Raw genomic sequence first — 15363 nt, 5'->3', positions numbered from 1 at the left:
GCGTGGCAGTGCACTGCAACGACGTCCGCCAGCGATGCATGCACCGCTGCCCCTTGTCCGATGGCCCTCCGACCGCTCGGCGCAAACGCCTGCCCAGCGACGCTAAGGCTGCGATGACATCGGTGTCAACAGGTGGTCGCAGAGTGTGACGGCGATCGACGATGCGGCGGGCTGGGGGTGCCCCCACCACGATTTCTGCGCACCCAGCGCACTCGACCCTGCGCAGGTGGCAACAGGTCATGCGAGCACAAGTTGCCACCGTCCTGCGTTGCTGGTTCTTCCTGCAACGCAGGAGTTCGCATCGCGTTATGCCGGCCGGGCAGGCTTGTTCGAATGATGCATGTGCGCCAGCCAGTAGCCGCTGGCCGCTCCCTCCCATCAAGGAAACCCCCCATGGAGATCAAGAAACAGCAAACCGCAGGCCCCTCTTCTCTGGCGCCATTGCACGACACCCATACCGACAGCGCTCCGGTCGCCGACGCCACATCGCCGACGCAAACGCCGCTCCACCCCAGCCTGTCGGCGCTGACTCCGCGCAGCCGTTCGCGCGCGTCCACCGCCGACTCCGAACACGGCGCTTCGCCTTTGCCCTCGCACGACGCCGAACCGCCAGCCCATTCACCCGAACACGCCTCCGGCCCGTCCACCGCCGCCACGCTTGCCGCCCGCGCAAACGCTGCATTGGCAAGCGGCGTTCAGCAGGCTTACGCTGCGGTATCGAAGGGGGCGTCCAATCTTTGGTCGCTGGCGGATCTGCGCACCATGCTGCAGATCCATGCGGACGATCCTGCATTCCTGCAGATGGTGCGTCACACCGACCCGGAACGGCACGCGCCGCACGGTCTGGCCGCGTGCCGCCAGCAGATCACCCAGCTGCGCGATGTCATCGAAGCGGCAACCGGTCTGGAAGCGCGCTTCCGTCAGCAATTGCTCGGCGACATCAAGGCCGTGGAAGACGCGCTGCAGCCGCTGGAGCATGGCACACCTGCGGCCGGGCGGGCGCTGAAGTCGCTGGCCAACCTGGTCAATCTGTGGCCACTGGTCGTCCCCAGTCCGTTTCTGGGCAACCAGGCCAAGACCTTCGCCTATTCCATCGCCGCGGCAACCAAGGGCGTGATGACGCTTTCGGCCTCTGCACTGCGCCCCACCGCCGACGGGCTTCCGTTCCCGTTGATGGGCGGGCAGCTGGGGCGCGACGCCAACGAAATGCACTTCTACGCCATTTTGCTCAACGGACTGTTTCTCACCACCGAACTGCCCAAGAAATTCGGCAACCCGTCCATGCGGCACCAGGCCGAAGCAGTGGAAAACAACCCGGGATTTGCCGCGGCCGCATCGACCGCGTGCGCGGCGATGGTGCTCACGCCCTTCCTCTGGAACAGCCTCAACGTGCTCGGCAATCGACTGCAACACCAGGTGTCGCATCTGGGCGCCCAATTCGCAGAAAGCGCCGGTTTTCAGAGCCAGGCGCAGCGGTTGCGTGCACGCCTGACGCCCGGCCAGATCAGCGCGCAATTGCGCACGCAACTCAACGAGATCTGCGCCGCTCTGGAGAACGGCCGAGAAGCGTTTCAACAGGCACGTCGCGCGTTCACCGACCCGAGCCAAGGGCACGAGCTCACCCGCACGCTTAATGCCCAGTGCACGCACCTGCTGGAGACGCTGGACCAATGCAGCAAGCGACTGAGCAGTGCGCTACAAGTGGACCGGAACCAGGACCAGCCAGCCACCATCCCGCGCCAGGTCACCAACCACGACATTGCACCCAAGCTGGCACTGGCGTCGCTGGCGGCCGGAGTGACCGGGCTGACGGTCTACCTGATCCAACCGGATCGAATCGGCACGGTCGACCTGGTTGCCGACTCTATCCTTGTAACGACCGTGATGATGCAGTCGGCGCTCAACGCACATGCGACCCGCCAGGACGCAATGGAGCGCTTCAAGGCCATGTGCTCCGGCAGCTTGGTGATGGCGCTGGCCCTGGGCGTGGAGAAACTGTCCAAGACCTTGGCAGACAAGAGCCTGATCGAATCCTCGTCGGCATCGCCTTACTACGCCGGCGCGATCATGTCGCTGATGTCGATGACCATGCCGGGCCCGATGGCGCGTGGCGCAGAGCTGGCGATGAACTGGGGCGGCGCTCAGGTCATGCGGGTGTTCAAAGGGCCCGACGGCACCACGCTCGCAATCCGTAGGCCGTCCTCGCCCGAGGAGCTCATCCAGAACGTGGAAGACACGGCCAGATATGTGCAAAGCCTGTCGCCGGACCAGGCACAGGAGTACGCGCAGCGGGTCGGCGAGATCGCCCTGCAGGTGATCGAGGACGCCGGCGCGCAGGCGCAGACCAGGCCCAGCAGCAGCGTCACGATCACCGATATCGAGGAGACGAACGACGACGCTGCGTTGGCCGCAGCCAGTGCATCGCCTGAGCAACGCTCGCCTGCGCACGCGCATCGGTCGCCGGATCAGGCCGCAAGCAGCACAGCGCCTTCGTCCTGACGGGACGAGCGCCGGTCATCGGCAACTGCCGCATGCATGCGCAAGCGTGAGTGACGCGCATAAAAGAACCCCGCCATTCGGCGGGGTTCTTTTACTGCAACAACCGAGTGGCGTGGATCAGAAATCCATGCCGCCCATGCCGCCCATGCCACCGCCGGCCGGCATCGCCGGCTCGTCCTTCTTCGGTGCATCGGCCACCATGGCTTCGGTGGTGATCATCAGGCCGGCGATCGAGGCTGCGTTCTGCAGCGCCGAACGGGTGACCTTGGTCGGGTCCAGAATGCCGAATTCGACCATGTCGCCGAACTCGCCGTTGGCCGCGTTGTAGCCGTAGTTGCCGGTGCCTTCCTTGACCTTGTTCAGGATCACGGACGGCTCTTCGCCGGCATTGGCCACGATTTCGCGCAGCGGGGCTTCCATGGCGCGCAGGGCGATCTGGATGCCGTGGGTCTGGTCTTCGTTGGCACCGGTCAGGTTACCGACGGCCACCAGCGCACGCACCAGGGCCACACCACCGCCCGGGACCACGCCTTCTTCGACGGCTGCACGGGTGGCGTGCAGGGCGTCTTCGACGCGGGCCTTCTTTTCCTTCATTTCGATTTCGGTCGAGGCGCCGACCTTGATCACTGCAACGCCACCGGCCAGCTTGGCCACGCGCTCCTGCAGCTTTTCGCGGTCGTAATCGGACGAGGTGTCTTCGATCTGGGTCTTGATCTGGCCGACGCGGGCTTCGATCGCGGCCGAGTCGCCGGCGCCATCGATGATCGTGGTGTTTTCCTTGGAAACCTGCACCTTCTTGGCGCGGCCCAGGTCCTTGATGGTGGCCTTCTCCAGCGCCAGGCCCACTTCTTCGGAGATCACGGTGCCGCCGGTCAGCACGGCCATGTCTTCCAGCATCGCCTTGCGACGGTCGCCGAAGCCCGGTGCCTTGACGGCCACGACCTTGACGATGCCGCGGATGGTGTTGACCACCAGGGTCGCCAGCGCTTCGCCTTCGACTTCTTCGGCCACGATCAGCAGCGGCTTGCCGGCCTTGGCCACGCCTTCCAGCACGGGCAGCAGGTCACGCACGTTGGAGATCTTCTTGTCGTGCAGCAGGATGAACGGGTCGTCCAGATCGGCCGACTGGCTCTGCTGGTTGTTGATGAAGTACGGGGAGAGGTAGCCGCGATCGAACTGCATGCCCTCGACCACGTCCAGCTCGTTTTCCAGGCCCGAGCCTTCTTCAACGGTGATCACGCCTTCCTTGCCGACCTTCTGCATCGCTTCGGCAATGATGTTGCCGATCGACTCGTCCGAGTTGGCCGAGATGGTGCCGACCTGGGCAATCGCCTTGTCGTCGGTGGTGGGCTTGGAGATGTTCTTCAGTTCGATGACGGCGGCCTTGACGGCCTGGTCGATACCGCGCTTGAGGTCCATCGGGTTCATGCCGGCGGCCACGGCCTTGGCGCCTTCGCGGATCAGGGCCTGGGCCAGCACGGTGGCGGTGGTGGTGCCGTCGCCGGCGTTGTCGTTGGTCTTGGAAGCGACTTCCTTGACCATCTGCGCGCCCATGTTCTCGAACTTGTCAGCCAGTTCGATTTCCTTGGCGACGGAGACGCCGTCCTTGGTGATGGTCGGCGCGCCGAAGCTCTTCTCGAGCACGACGTTGCGGCCCTTCGGGCCAAGGGTTGCCTTCACGGCATTGGCAAGCACGTTGACGCCACGAACCATACGGGTACGTGCGTCTTCACCGAAACGAATGTCTTTAGCAGCCATTGTCTGAAACTCCGGGATTTGAGATTGGGGATTGGGAATTCGCTAGAGCGGGTTCCGGGAGGGATGCGGGATCAGCTGCGCCAAGCGCACTGACCAATCCCGAATCTCGACTCCCGAATCCCGCCGTCAACGGCTTGAGCCGATGACGGCCAGAATGTCGTCTTCGCGCAGCACCTTGTACTCGATGCCTTCGGCCTTGTAGCTGCTGCCGGCGTACTGGCCGTAGATGACCTTGTCACCGACCTTGACCGCCGGCGCGCGCACGCTGCCGTTGTCCAGCGGCTTGCCGGGGCCGATGGCGACGACTTCACCCTTGGTGGACTTTTCCTTGGCGGAGTCCGGGATCACGATGCCGCCGGCGGAAACTTCGTCGGCTTCGATCGGCTTGACTACAACGCGGTCGTGAAGCGGCTTCATGCTCATAGAGAAAGACCCTCTTAAGTGTTTGATTGTTCTTGAAATTATCGGCGATGTTAGCACTCGCATATGACGACTGCCAGCACAGCGCGCGGAAAAAACCCGACAGAGCGGGTGCGGGCCAGAGATTGTGCTGCGCGGGCGGCTTTCAAGGGCTGGGCGCAAAAAATTTTTCGTCTGCGCGGTCTCATCCAGAGGCTAGGACAACTGCGGCGGCGGCCCGCAACGCGTCCTGCGCGTGCGCATCGGCAGCGGCGGCAGGGCCGATGCAGGCGCTCCTTGCCCGAAGCCACACCGCGCGAAGCAGCGCCGCCGCTGATCTCCCCGCAGCCACCGCGTGCCCCATGCCGCGCAGGCCCAGGCGCGCATCCAGTCGCGCTCTAGAAATGGAACCAGGTTCCACCGTTTGTCATGCGCACGTTTTACAGTCGGGAGCGCATTCCCCGATCACAAGGAGCTGTCGATGAGGTTGCCGTCCCGTGCTGTGACCCTGCGTTGCACCCTGCCCCTGGCCTGCGCGTTCGCGCTGAGCGCCACGGCCGCCAATGCGGCGGTCTTCATCAACGAGCTGCACTACGACGACGCAGGCGCCTCCGGCGACAGCGGCGAAGGCGTGGAAGTGGTGGCCACCGCCGGCGAATCGCTGAGCGGCTACCGCATCTATCTGTATAACGGCAGCGCCCCGAGCGCGGCCACGGTCTACGCCAACACCGCGGTGCCGGCCGGCAGCCTGGTCAGCTGCGGCAGCCAGGTGCGGCTGGCCACCGTGAGCTACGCCAGCAACGGCGTGCAGAACGGGCCCAACGACGGCGTGGCATTGGTCGACCCCAATGGCCAGTTGGTGCAGTTCCTCAGCTACGAAGGCGCCATCACCGGCGGCGGTGGCCCGGCGGCCGGGGTCACCAGCCAGAACCTGCCGGTCAGCGAGAGCAACAGCAGCGCGGTCGGCAGTTCGCTGCAACTCACCGGCACCGGCACCGGCAGCGCGGAAGCGAACTTCAGCTGGGCCGGCTCGGCGGCGCAGACCTTTGGCGCCTGCAACCGCGGCCAGACCTTCAACGGCAGCGGCGGCGGTGGCGGCGGCACGGGCGCACCGACGATCACCAGCACCTTGCCGAACCAGGGCGCCACCGGCTTCCCGGCGGCCGGCGACCTGGCGGTGGGCTTCAGCGAAGCGGTGACGTTGAGCAGCGGCGCGTTCGCGCTGAGCTGCGCCCGTTCCGGCAACGTGGCACTGAGCTACGCAACCGCGGGCACCCGTTTCACCCTGTCCACCAACACCGCCCTGGTCGGCGGCGAGCGCTGCACCCTGGCCATCACCGCCAGCGCCATCCGCGATGCCAGCGGCCTGAGCCCGGCCGCCAACCAGGCCATCGCCTTCACCGTGGCCACTGCCAGCGGCGGCGCCACCGGTTACTACTCGCGGGTCAACACCGCCAATGCCAGCCAGCTGCGCTGCTCGCTCAACGCCACCATCCGCGGCCACACGGTCTACCCGTACAGCGGCACCGGCACCAATACCTGGACCATCCTGGAGATGGCCGACGAGGACCCCAACAACAGCGGCCGCATCCTGGACGCCTACCGCAACCGCAGCTACGCCAAGGGTAGCGACCGGGCCGGGACCGGCAGCGGGCTGACCTACAACCGCGAGCACACCTGGCCCAACTCGCTGGGCTTCGGCAGCGCCACCGGCGACCGCGGCCTGCCGTATGCGCCCTATACCGACACCCACATGCTGTACCTGACCGACACCACCTTCAACGCCGACCGCGGCAACAAGCCCTATGCCTCCTGCACCAGCAGCTGCGGCGAGCGCGTGACCGAGATCAACGACGGCAGTGGCGGCGGCAGCGGGCGCTACCCGGGCAATTCCAACTGGGTGCGCACACCCGACGGCAACGGCGGCACCTTCGAAGTGTGGGGCAAGCGCAAGGGCGACATGGCGCGTGCGGTGATGTACATGGCGATCCGCTACGAGGGCGGCACCGACGCGGCCACCGGGCAGTCCGAGCCGGACCTGGAGCTCACCGACGACCGCAGCAAGATCGTGCAGACCTCTGCCTCGCCGGCCTACATGGGCCTGCTGTCCACGCTGCTGGCCTGGCACCAGGCCGACCCGCCGGACGATGCCGAACGTGCCCGCAACCAGGTGATCTTCAGCTTCCAGGGCAACCGCAACCCGTTCGTGGATCACCCCGAATGGGCCACTACCGGTCTGTTCAATTCGGCCAGACCGGCCAGCTGCCAGCTGGCCAACTGAGCTGCGCCGGCCCGGCGCATGATGCGACGGGCCGGTAGAGTTGGGTCATGCGGGAAAAGACGTACGGGAACCGGTGGCGGCCAGGCGCCGGTGCCGACGGCGTGCTTCGCAGCAGGCAGCACGCCCTCGATCGGATCCGATGCTGGTAACTAACGCCGGGCGTGGCAATGCGTAGCCTCCGCACCGACATGCGGAATTTCAACAACGCCTCGCCAACGACTGCTGCCTCCTCGCACGCGAGCGAAATAATCGTCGGGGCAGCCCGCGCAACGCACGCCGCAGACGTTGTCGGCCAGTCTTCGCAACCGAGCCCGCGTTCTTAGCCCTGGCATGGCCGGCGCAGTGCAGCACGCGCTACTTGCCGGCCCCAGGCCGCCGCTGCACGCAGGCACGGCCGCCCTGCCCTCCCGCACGGCGAAGGCAGCGAAGTTGCCACTGTTCCAGAACCGGCGGTCGATCCCCCGCAGGCAGGGGATTACACTGGCAGGCCGAATGAGCGCACCTTCTCTCCATTTGTTGTTCAGCACCTGCCCGGACGCCGACAGCGCCGACCGCATCGCGCACGCGTTGCTTGAAGAGCGGCTGGCGGCCTGCGTCACCCAGCTGCCTGGCGCGCAATCGCTGTACCGCTGGAGCGGCGCGATCGAGCGCAGCACCGAAGTGCAACTGCTGATCAAGACCTGGGACGACCGCCTGCCCGACGCCATCGCGCGGTTGCAGGCCTTGCATCCGTATGAACTGCCGGAAGCGGTCGCTGTCCAAGCCAGCGCCGGGCTGCCGGCATATCTCGATTGGGTCCGGGCCGAAACCCGCAAGGAATCCTGACGTCCATGAAGTCTCTGTCCCGCTGGATCGCCCGCTGCGCGTTGCTGGCCGCCCCCTTGTTCGCCGCGCCGCTGGCGTTACTGGCACCTGCCCCGGCGCAGGCGGCAGTGACCGAAGCCGACCTGCTGCCGGTGGACCAGGCGTTTGCACTGAGCGCCACCGCCGACAGCCGCGACCGCATCGCGTTGAGCTGGAAGATCGCGCCGGGCTATTACCTGTATCGCCACCGCATCAGCGTCAAATCCGGGCAGGGCTTTGCTGCCGGAGAGCTGGCGCTGCCGGAAGGCGAGAGCAAGCACGACGAGTTCTTCGGCCAGGTGCAGACCTACCGCAAGCAGCTGCAGGCCACCCTGGCCGGCAAGGCCGTGCCGGCCGTGCAGACCGCCGTCCTGCAGGTGCAATACCAGGGCTGCGCCGATGCCGGCGTGTGCTACCCGCCGCAGCGGCGCGAGATCCGCGTCAGCCTGCCCGCCGCCGCAGCGGCCGGCGCGTCAGCCACCGCCCCGCAACGCGAAAACCTGGGCGCGCTGGTGCCGCGCAGCGCGGCAGGCCCGCGCCTGTTCGGCGCCCCCGGCCAGACCGCCGGCGTGGACGCGCTGCCGCTGCCGGCCGAGCAGGCCTTCACCTTCGAAGCCATCGTCGGCGACGGCAACAGCCTGCTGCTACGCTTCACCCCGGCGCCGGGCTATTACATCTACCGCGACCGCACCTCGTTGGCGCTGGAAGGCGCCGGCGGCGTGCGCACCGGGCTGCCGCGCTGGCCGCAGGGCAAGGCGCACCGCGACGAGCACTTCGGCGATGTGGTGGTGTATTTCGACCAGGCCGAAGTCACCTTGCCGCTGCTGCGCGATCACCCCGACCCGGCGCATCTGACCCTGGTGGCCACGTTCCAGGGTTGCCAGACCGACGGCATCTGCTACCCGCCGATGACCCGCCGCGTCGCCCTCGACATCCCGGCCGGCACGGTGTCGCCGCAGAACCAGGCGCAAGCCGCGCCGTTGATGATTTCGCCGCTGGCCGCCGGCCAGGCGCCGGTTGAACCCGCACCCGCCGCCGATACTGCCGGCCCGGTCGCCGACGCTTCGGCCGGCAACCCCCAGCGCACCCCGCCACCGCATACCGACAAGGGCCTGCTGGCGATGCTGGTGCTGGCGCTGCTTGGCGGGCTGGTGCTGAACCTGATGCCGTGCGTGCTGCCGATCCTGTCGCTGAAGGTGCTGGGCCTGGCGCACAGCGGCGAGAGCCGCAGCCACGCGCGCAGCCATGCCATCTGGTACTCGCTGGGCGTGCTGGTGTCCTTCGCCGCCATCGGCGGGCTGGTGATCGGCTTGCGTGCAGCCGGGCAGGCCGCCGGCTGGGGCTTCCAGCTGCAGCAGCCGTGGTTCGTCGCCGCGCTGGCGTACCTGATGTTCGCGGTGGGCCTGAGCCTGTCGGGCGTGTTTACGCTGGGCAGCAATCTGGGCGGCATCGGCCAGTCGCTGGCATCGCGCAACGGCCCACTCGGTGATTTCTTCACCGGCGTGCTGGCCTGCGTGGTGGCAAGCCCCTGCATCGCCCCGTTCATGGGTACCGCCCTGGCGTATGCGTTCACCGCACCGGCGCTGCTGGCAATGCTGGTGTTCCTGGCGCTGGGCCTGGGCCTGGCGCTGCCGTTCCTGCTGATCGGCTTCATCCCCTCGCTGGCGCGGCGCCTGCCCACGCCCGGTGCGTGGATGGAAACGCTCAAGCAGGTGCTCGCGTTCCCGATGTATCTCACCGCGATCTGGCTGCTGTGGGTGCTGGGCAAGCAGCGCGGTGTGGATGCGCTGGCGTTGATGCTGGTCGGTGCCACCCTGCTCGCCTTGGGGCTGTGGTGTTTCGAACGCAGCCGCTGGAAGAGCCACCGCCTGGGCATGGGCCTGGCCACGGTGATGCTGGTGCTGGCGCTGGTGCCGGTGGTCGCAGTCACCCGCCTCAGCCTGCCCGCGGCCACCGCGGCCGAAGGCGTGGTGGCGTTCTCGCCGCAACTGCTGGACCGCCTGCGCGCCGACAACCGCGTGGTGTTCGTCAACATGACCGCCGACTGGTGCGTGACCTGCAAGGCCAACGAAAGGAACGTGCTGAGCAGCGCCGAATTCCGCGATGCACTGCGTCGCGTCGATGCGGTCTACATGAAAGGCGACTGGACCAACGTCGACCCCAAGATCAGCGCCTTCCTGGACCAGCACCAGGCCGTCGGCGTGCCGCTGTACGTGGTCTACGGCCCCGGCGCGCCACCGGCGATCCTGCCCACGGTGCTGACTGGCGCGATCACCGAGGATGCCTTGCTGCGCGCGGCGCGGTGAGTCGCGTTGTGAGTGCAGGCAAGGGTGTGATGTTCTGCGAACGCGTCGAGGGCGACACACCAACCCCGGCAACGCCACCCAGGCTGCGCACGGCGCTGCACTGACATAGATCGTTGTGGCGGCGCTGCCGCTGCAATGCGCAAACAGATCCGGCGGCCAACGACGAGCATCCGCCGGCTGTTGGTGGTCGCAGCAGACACGCCAGCGTCGATTGGCGGCACTGCTGGCGGTGCGACTTGCGACACGCCACTGCGCCATTGCCACCGCAGGCCGCCCGGGCGATCGACCACCACGCGAGGCAGCGCGATCGAAGACCCAAACGACGAACTGCTGCCGCGGGCACAAAACCCCGACGCGCGGCTGTGGAGGATGCAGATATCCAAACCGGCAGCACTGCCGACCTGGCCGTGTCGCCTGATTGCCGGGCCCAAGCGCATCGAGCCTGACTCCACGCCGACGCGTTGAAGCTCTACGCACGGCAGGCGGCGGGCCCTCGCAACCGGACCTGTTCTGCCCGGATGCCCGCCAGCACTCGCACCCGCCGCAGCCACTGCGCACTTTCAATCGAACGTTTAAAACACGCACAACTTCGCCTATCTGGACAGCAACGCCCACATCGCGCAGACTTCGGGCCTTTCCACTCTGCTGGATCCCATGGCCCACCTGCTGCTGTTGCACGGCCCCAACCTCAACCTGCTCGGCACCCGCGAGCCGGAGGTCTACGGGCGCACCACGCTGGCGCAGATCGATGCGGCCCTGGTCGACCATGCGCAGGCAGCCGGGCATACGCTCAGCAGCCTGCAATCCAATGCCGAGCACGTGCTGGTGGACCGCATCCACGCCGCACGCGAAGACGGCACTGCCTACATCCTGATCAACCCGGCCGCGTTCACCCACACCTCGGTGGCGCTGCGCGACGCGCTGCTGGGCGTGGGTCTGCCGTTTGTGGAAATCCATCTGTCCAATCCGCATGCGCGTGAACCGTTCCGTCACCACAGCTATCTCAGCGACAAGGCCGAGGGCGTCATCTGCGGTTTTGGCGCAGACAGTTACCGGCTGGCGCTGGAAGCGGTGATTGCGCGCCTGGAGCGCGACGCATGACACCTGCAGCACCGACCTCGGCCAGCGTGCCTGCGTCCTGACCCTATTCCCGCCGGCATCCGCCGGCACTCCCCACCGTTTCACTTCCAGAGGCCCTTATGGATCTCCGCAAAATCAAGAAACTGATCGACCTGCTCGAAGAATCCAATCTCGCCGAAATCGAGATCAAGGAAGGCGAAGAAAGCGTGCGCCTGGCGCGCGTGCCCAAAAGCACGGCCATGATGAGCGCCCCGGTGCAGCAGTACGCGCCGGCCCCCGCCCCGCAGGCACCGGCCAGCATGCCGATGCAATCGCCCACCGAAGCCTCCACCGGCGGCGCCAAGCAGGGCGCCGCACTGCCGGAAGGCCACGTGCTGCGCGCGCCGATGGTCGGCACGTTCTACATCTCGCCCGCACCGGACAAGCCGGCCTTCGTCACCGTTGGCCAGCAGGTCAAGGCCGGCGACACCCTGGCGATCATCGAAGCGATGAAGATGTTCAACCCGATCGAAGCCGACGCCTCCGGCACCATCGTCGCCATCCTCGGCGAAACCGGCCAGCCGGTGGAATTCGATCAGCCGCTGTTTGTGATTGGCTGAAGCGCCGGGATTCGGGAATCGTGATTCGGGATTCGCAAGAGCGACCGCATGAGCGCCTGACGGTGTGGCGCGATGCGATGTCGCTTGTCGAAGCGATCTACCGCCTGAGCCACGATTTTCCCGATTCCGAACGTTTTGGACTGACAGCACAGATGCGGCGTGCGGCAATCAGCGTACCGTCCAACATCGCCGAAGGTGCTGCACGGCGCTCCACCGCCGAATACCTGCGTTATCTCTCGATGGCGCGAGGCTCGCTGGCGGAGCTGGACACGCAACTGCAGATTGCAACACGCCTGCAGTTCGCATCGCCCGGTGCGGCAACTGTCGATCTGCTGAATCGCACGTTTGCCAGGCTCAATGCATTGATCCGCACGCTGGAACAATCGCGCCATCTGCGCGAATCCAGCGCCCTGTACGACTCCCCAATCCCGAATCCCGAATCCCATGCTCGATAAAGTCGTCATCGCCAACCGAGGTGAAATCGCGCTGCGCATCCTGCGCGCGTGCCACACGCTCGGCATCCGCACGGTCGCGGTGCATTCCACGGTCGACCGCAACCTCAAGCACGTCGCCATGGCCGATGAGTCGGTGTGTATCGGCCCGGCCGCGTCCAGCGACAGTTACCTCAACATCCCGGCGTTGATCGCCGCGGCCGAGGTCACCGATGCGCAGGCCATCCATCCCGGTTACGGCTTTTTGTCGGAAAACGCCGACTTTGCCGAGCGCGTGGAAGAATCCGGCTTCATCTTCATCGGCCCCAAGGCCGACACCATCCGCCTGATGGGCGACAAGGTCGAAGCGATCCGCGCGATGAAGGCCGCTGGCGTGCCGTGCGTGCCCGGCTCGGGCGGCCCGCTGGGCGATGACATCGTCGCCAACACCAAGGTGGCGCGCGAGATCGGCTACCCGGTGATCATCAAGGCCGCCGGCGGTGGCGGCGGGCGCGGCATGCGCGTGGTGCATTCGGAAGCGGCGCTCAAGGCCGCGATCGAGACCACCAAGTCCGAAGCCAAGGCCGCTTTCAGCAACGATCAGGTCTACATGGAGAAGTTCCTGGAAAATCCGCGGCACGTGGAAATCCAGGTGCTGGCCGACGGCCAGGGCGGTGCGATCCATCTGGGCGAACGCGATTGCTCGATGCAGCGCCGCCACCAGAAAGTAGTGGAAGAAGCCCCCGCACCGGGCATCACCGAAGAACTGCGCAACGCCATCGGCAAGGTCTGCGTGGACGCCTGCATCCGCATCGGTTACCGCGGCGCGGGCACCTTCGAATTCCTGTTCGAAGGCGGGCGTTTCTACTTTATCGAAATGAACACGCGTATCCAGGTGGAGCACCCGGTGACCGAGCGCATCACCGGCATCGACCTGGTGTGCGAGCAGCTGCGCATCGCCGCCGGCCACAAGCTCAGCATCAAGCAGAGCGACATCGTGCTGCGCGGGCATGCGATCGAGTGCCGCATCAACGCCGAAGACCCGGAAACCTTCATGCCCAACCCGGGCCTGATCACCGCCTTCCATCCACCCGGTGGCCCGGGTGTGCGTGTGGATACGCACATCTACGCCGGCTACAAGGTACCGCCGAACTACGACTCGATGATCGGCAAGCTGATCGTGCACGGCCCGGACCGCGAAACCGCGATCGCGCGCATGCGCGTGGCGCTGAGCGAGATGGTGGTGGACGGCATCAAGACCAACATCCCGCTGCAGCAGCGCATCATGCGCGACAAGGGCTTCCAGGCCGGTGGGCAGAACATCCACTACCTGGAAAAGCGCCTGGCCGAGCGCAAGAACAAGTCGATCGCGTTGACCTGATCGCAAGCGCCATGGCAAGTTGCGAAAAAGCCCGGGAAACCGGGCTTTTTTGTTGCTCCCTGGGGCGTCGCGCCACACTGCATCGCGCCGTCAGCCCTGCAAGCCAGCCGGTCCATGCGTAGGAGCGCAGCCGGGCGCGATGGGGCGTTATCGGTAGAGCCCTGTCGCGCCAGGGTGCGCTCTCACGGAACCGAGTGTTCGAAGACCGATGGCGCAAGCAGCGCCGGATCCGATGTGCAGTTCTTCGGTCATCTGCACACGTGACAGTGGCTGGGCTGCGCCCCGCACGCTCCCGCCGGTGCCGCCCGCGCTACCGGATGCGCAGCGGCCGCGCTCTAGCGACACGCGACGCGCTGCACGTTCACCGCCGCGGCGCAGGCGCCTGCTGGCTGCCGGGCACCGGCACGATGCCGCTGGCCGATGACGGGTCGACCACGGTCATGGTTTCGGTGGAGCCGTCCGGCCACACCACCTGAAACGTCGAGCCGGCCGGCAAGGTGGAAAACGGCATGGCGCTGCTGGCGCGGTACACCGCTGCAACCTGGCTTGCGCCGTGCCGTCGCTGCTGTTCGTCGGCGGTGACGCTGGTGGATTTCACCGACAGCGGCTGGTAGCGGTGATCGGCGGTATCGATCATCACGATGCCCACCGCCGCCGCCGAATACGCCACGAACAATGCGACCCAGAACCAGAATTTGGCGCCATGCGCCAACCGACGGTAATTCATGACTGCGCTCCCGGCTCGGATACCAATTTATCGACCATCTCATCCACCCTGTCTGCTCCCTGCCGCGGCACCGCGGCATCGAATACGAACGACACAAAATCCTGCGCGGCATCGCGCGAGCAGATGCCCGCGTTGGCGCAATAACTGGTGACCAGGGTGCTGTCGGCACTGCAATCCAGCCCCAGCCGGCACGCGGCCACTTGCCAGGCCAGTTCGGCGAACTGATCGCCGGCCACATAGCCTTGCAGACTGTCGTCGCCGCTGGCGCGCGCGCCCATGGCCGGGGCCAGGGCCAGATAGGCCTCCGGGTCGCGCGAGGCCAGCACGCGTTGCACAAGCGCGCGCTTGTAGCCGGGCGATGCCTGCAATGGTTCGCCCAGTGCCAGCATGGCGGCCTCGGCGGCCAGGCTGCCGGCACGCGCCGCGGCCTGGCGTTGCTGGGCGACCACGCGCGCACTCAACCCGTCGGCGGGGGCAAAGCCGGCGCAGCGCTGCGCCACGCGCTCGCGCGCGGCGTGCATCGCCACCACCCCGGGGGTGGGTTGCGCGGCGATCCAGGCACTGTCGGCGGCATAGCCGGACGGGCTGGCCGCATAGGGCGCGCAGTAATCGTAGACACGGCTCAATCGCCAACCTGCTTGCGCATCGCCGGCACGTACCTGCTGCAGCAATTGCTGCGCGTAGCGGTACAGATCCGGTTGCGCTTCCACCGCGTCGCGGTAGGGCAGCTGCAGTGCCGTGCCGTGCTCTGCAAACGCGTGCTGCGGCGTTGTCACACCGCTGAGGTGCGCAGTGCTGGCAGAAACAGCCACTGATCGGTGAGCAGCGTGCTCGGCCGGCTGCGCGCGCACATGCCACCACCCGGCCGCCGCAAGCGCGGCAGGAGCGAGCAACAGCCAGAGATGGCGGGCACGAACAAGCGGCATGACAGGCGGCGACCCTGCCGCGGCAACACCCGCAGCGACGACGCGGAGTCTAGCACCCGCCCATGCGCACAGCCGCGGCCAAGCGGACGCTGCCAGCGCGCGTCGCGGGAGGGGCGATACCGGCAATGACGGC

Annotated in this window: 12 protein-coding genes; 8 read left to right on the top strand and 4 right to left on the bottom strand. The window is 66.7% G+C overall.

Annotation, left to right across the window (positions count from 1 at the left end; genetic code table 11):
* The first annotated feature begins 393 nt into the window (after positions 1-393).
* Positions 394-2499 (top strand): XopX family type III secretion system effector, encoded by a 2106-nt coding sequence (xopX, locus tag A7D16_RS03605; protein WP_064629909.1) that lies wholly within the window; start codon positions 394-396, stop codon positions 2497-2499.
* Positions 2500-2616: 117 nt separating this feature from the next.
* Here xopX and groL read toward each other — a convergent pair whose 3' ends face one another.
* A complete protein-coding gene (gene groL / locus A7D16_RS03600; protein WP_064629907.1) occupies positions 2617-4257 on the bottom strand; it encodes a chaperonin GroEL in 1641 nt (546 codons plus the stop codon).
* A gap of 126 nt (positions 4258-4383) precedes the next feature.
* A complete protein-coding gene (locus A7D16_RS03595) occupies positions 4384-4680 on the bottom strand; it encodes a co-chaperone GroES (RefSeq protein ID WP_064629906.1) in 297 nt (98 codons plus the stop codon).
* Positions 4681-5137: 457 nt separating this feature from the next.
* On the opposite strand from A7D16_RS03595, the gene A7D16_RS03590 reads away from it, so the two are divergent.
* From A7D16_RS03590 to accC, 7 genes are all read left to right on the top strand, one after another.
* Positions 5138-6937 (top strand): endonuclease, encoded by a 1800-nt coding sequence (locus tag A7D16_RS03590; protein WP_064629904.1) that lies wholly within the window; start codon positions 5138-5140, stop codon positions 6935-6937.
* Positions 6938-7429: 492 nt separating this feature from the next.
* Positions 7430-7762 (top strand): divalent-cation tolerance protein CutA, encoded by a 333-nt coding sequence (cutA, locus tag A7D16_RS03585; protein ID WP_064629902.1) that lies wholly within the window; start codon positions 7430-7432, stop codon positions 7760-7762.
* A 5-nt stretch (positions 7763-7767) separates the two neighbouring features.
* On the top strand, positions 7768-10086 hold the full coding sequence (locus A7D16_RS03580; RefSeq protein WP_064629900.1) for a protein-disulfide reductase DsbD family protein: 2319 nt from the start codon (positions 7768-7770) through the stop codon (positions 10084-10086).
* Between the two features lie 654 nt (positions 10087-10740).
* Positions 10741-11187, top strand: a complete 447-nt coding sequence (gene aroQ / locus A7D16_RS03575) for a type II 3-dehydroquinate dehydratase (RefSeq protein WP_064629898.1) — start codon at positions 10741-10743, stop codon at positions 11185-11187.
* Positions 11188-11285: 98 nt separating this feature from the next.
* Positions 11286-11765, top strand: coding sequence for an acetyl-CoA carboxylase biotin carboxyl carrier protein (accB, locus tag A7D16_RS03570; protein WP_064629897.1), 480 nt, complete (start codon positions 11286-11288; stop codon positions 11763-11765).
* Between the two features lie 77 nt (positions 11766-11842).
* Positions 11843-12220, top strand: a complete 378-nt coding sequence (locus A7D16_RS03565; protein ID WP_239686939.1) for a four helix bundle protein — start codon at positions 11843-11845, stop codon at positions 12218-12220.
* The gene (gene accC / locus A7D16_RS03560; RefSeq protein ID WP_064629891.1) at positions 12210-13577 is read left to right on the top strand and encodes an acetyl-CoA carboxylase biotin carboxylase subunit; all 1368 of its coding nucleotides are present in this window, start codon (positions 12210-12212) and stop codon (positions 13575-13577) included. The genes A7D16_RS03565 and accC overlap by 11 nt, the downstream gene beginning before the upstream one ends.
* A 361-nt stretch (positions 13578-13938) precedes the next feature.
* On the opposite strand, the gene A7D16_RS03555 is transcribed toward accC, so the two are convergent.
* Together A7D16_RS03555 and A7D16_RS03550 are read right to left on the bottom strand one after the other, a co-directional pair.
* Positions 13939-14304 carry a hypothetical protein gene (locus tag A7D16_RS03555; protein ID WP_064629889.1) on the bottom strand — a complete coding sequence of 122 codons (366 nt, stop codon included), beginning with the start codon at positions 14302-14304 and terminating at the stop codon, positions 13939-13941.
* Entirely contained in the window at positions 14301-15230 is a 930-nt protein-coding gene (locus A7D16_RS03550; RefSeq protein WP_064629887.1) for a hypothetical protein, read from the bottom strand. The genes A7D16_RS03555 and A7D16_RS03550 overlap by 4 nt, the downstream gene beginning before the upstream one ends.
* Between the last annotated feature and the right edge of the window lie 133 nt (positions 15231-15363).

This window comes from Xanthomonas nasturtii (assembly GCF_001660815.1).
In the GTDB taxonomy this organism is placed as follows: domain Bacteria; phylum Pseudomonadota; class Gammaproteobacteria; order Xanthomonadales; family Xanthomonadaceae; genus Xanthomonas; species Xanthomonas nasturtii.
This window is presented reverse-complemented; position numbering and strand designations above follow the sequence as displayed.

Excerpts from the sequence above, each read along its gene's own strand:
- xopX (WP_064629909.1), top strand. The coding sequence starts at position 394 with ATGGAGATCAAGAAACAGCAAACCGCAGGCCCCTCTTCTCTGGCGCCA.
- groL (WP_064629907.1), bottom strand. The coding sequence starts at position 4,257 with ATGGCTGCTAAAGACATTCGTTTCGGTGAAGACGCACGTACCCGTATG.
- A7D16_RS03595 (WP_064629906.1), bottom strand. The coding sequence starts at position 4,680 with ATGAGCATGAAGCCGCTTCACGACCGCGTTGTAGTCAAGCCGATCGAA.
- A7D16_RS03590 (WP_064629904.1), top strand. The coding sequence starts at position 5,138 with ATGAGGTTGCCGTCCCGTGCTGTGACCCTGCGTTGCACCCTGCCCCTG.
- cutA (WP_064629902.1), top strand. The coding sequence starts at position 7,430 with ATGAGCGCACCTTCTCTCCATTTGTTGTTCAGCACCTGCCCGGACGCC.
- A7D16_RS03580 (WP_064629900.1), top strand. The coding sequence starts at position 7,768 with ATGAAGTCTCTGTCCCGCTGGATCGCCCGCTGCGCGTTGCTGGCCGCC.
- aroQ (WP_064629898.1), top strand. The coding sequence starts at position 10,741 with ATGGCCCACCTGCTGCTGTTGCACGGCCCCAACCTCAACCTGCTCGGC.
- accB (WP_064629897.1), top strand. The coding sequence starts at position 11,286 with ATGGATCTCCGCAAAATCAAGAAACTGATCGACCTGCTCGAAGAATCC.
- A7D16_RS03565 (WP_239686939.1), top strand. The coding sequence starts at position 11,843 with ATGTCGCTTGTCGAAGCGATCTACCGCCTGAGCCACGATTTTCCCGAT.
- accC (WP_064629891.1), top strand. The coding sequence starts at position 12,210 with ATGCTCGATAAAGTCGTCATCGCCAACCGAGGTGAAATCGCGCTGCGC.
- A7D16_RS03555 (WP_064629889.1), bottom strand. The coding sequence starts at position 14,304 with ATGAATTACCGTCGGTTGGCGCATGGCGCCAAATTCTGGTTCTGGGTC.
- A7D16_RS03550 (WP_064629887.1), bottom strand. The coding sequence starts at position 15,230 with ATGCCGCTTGTTCGTGCCCGCCATCTCTGGCTGTTGCTCGCTCCTGCC.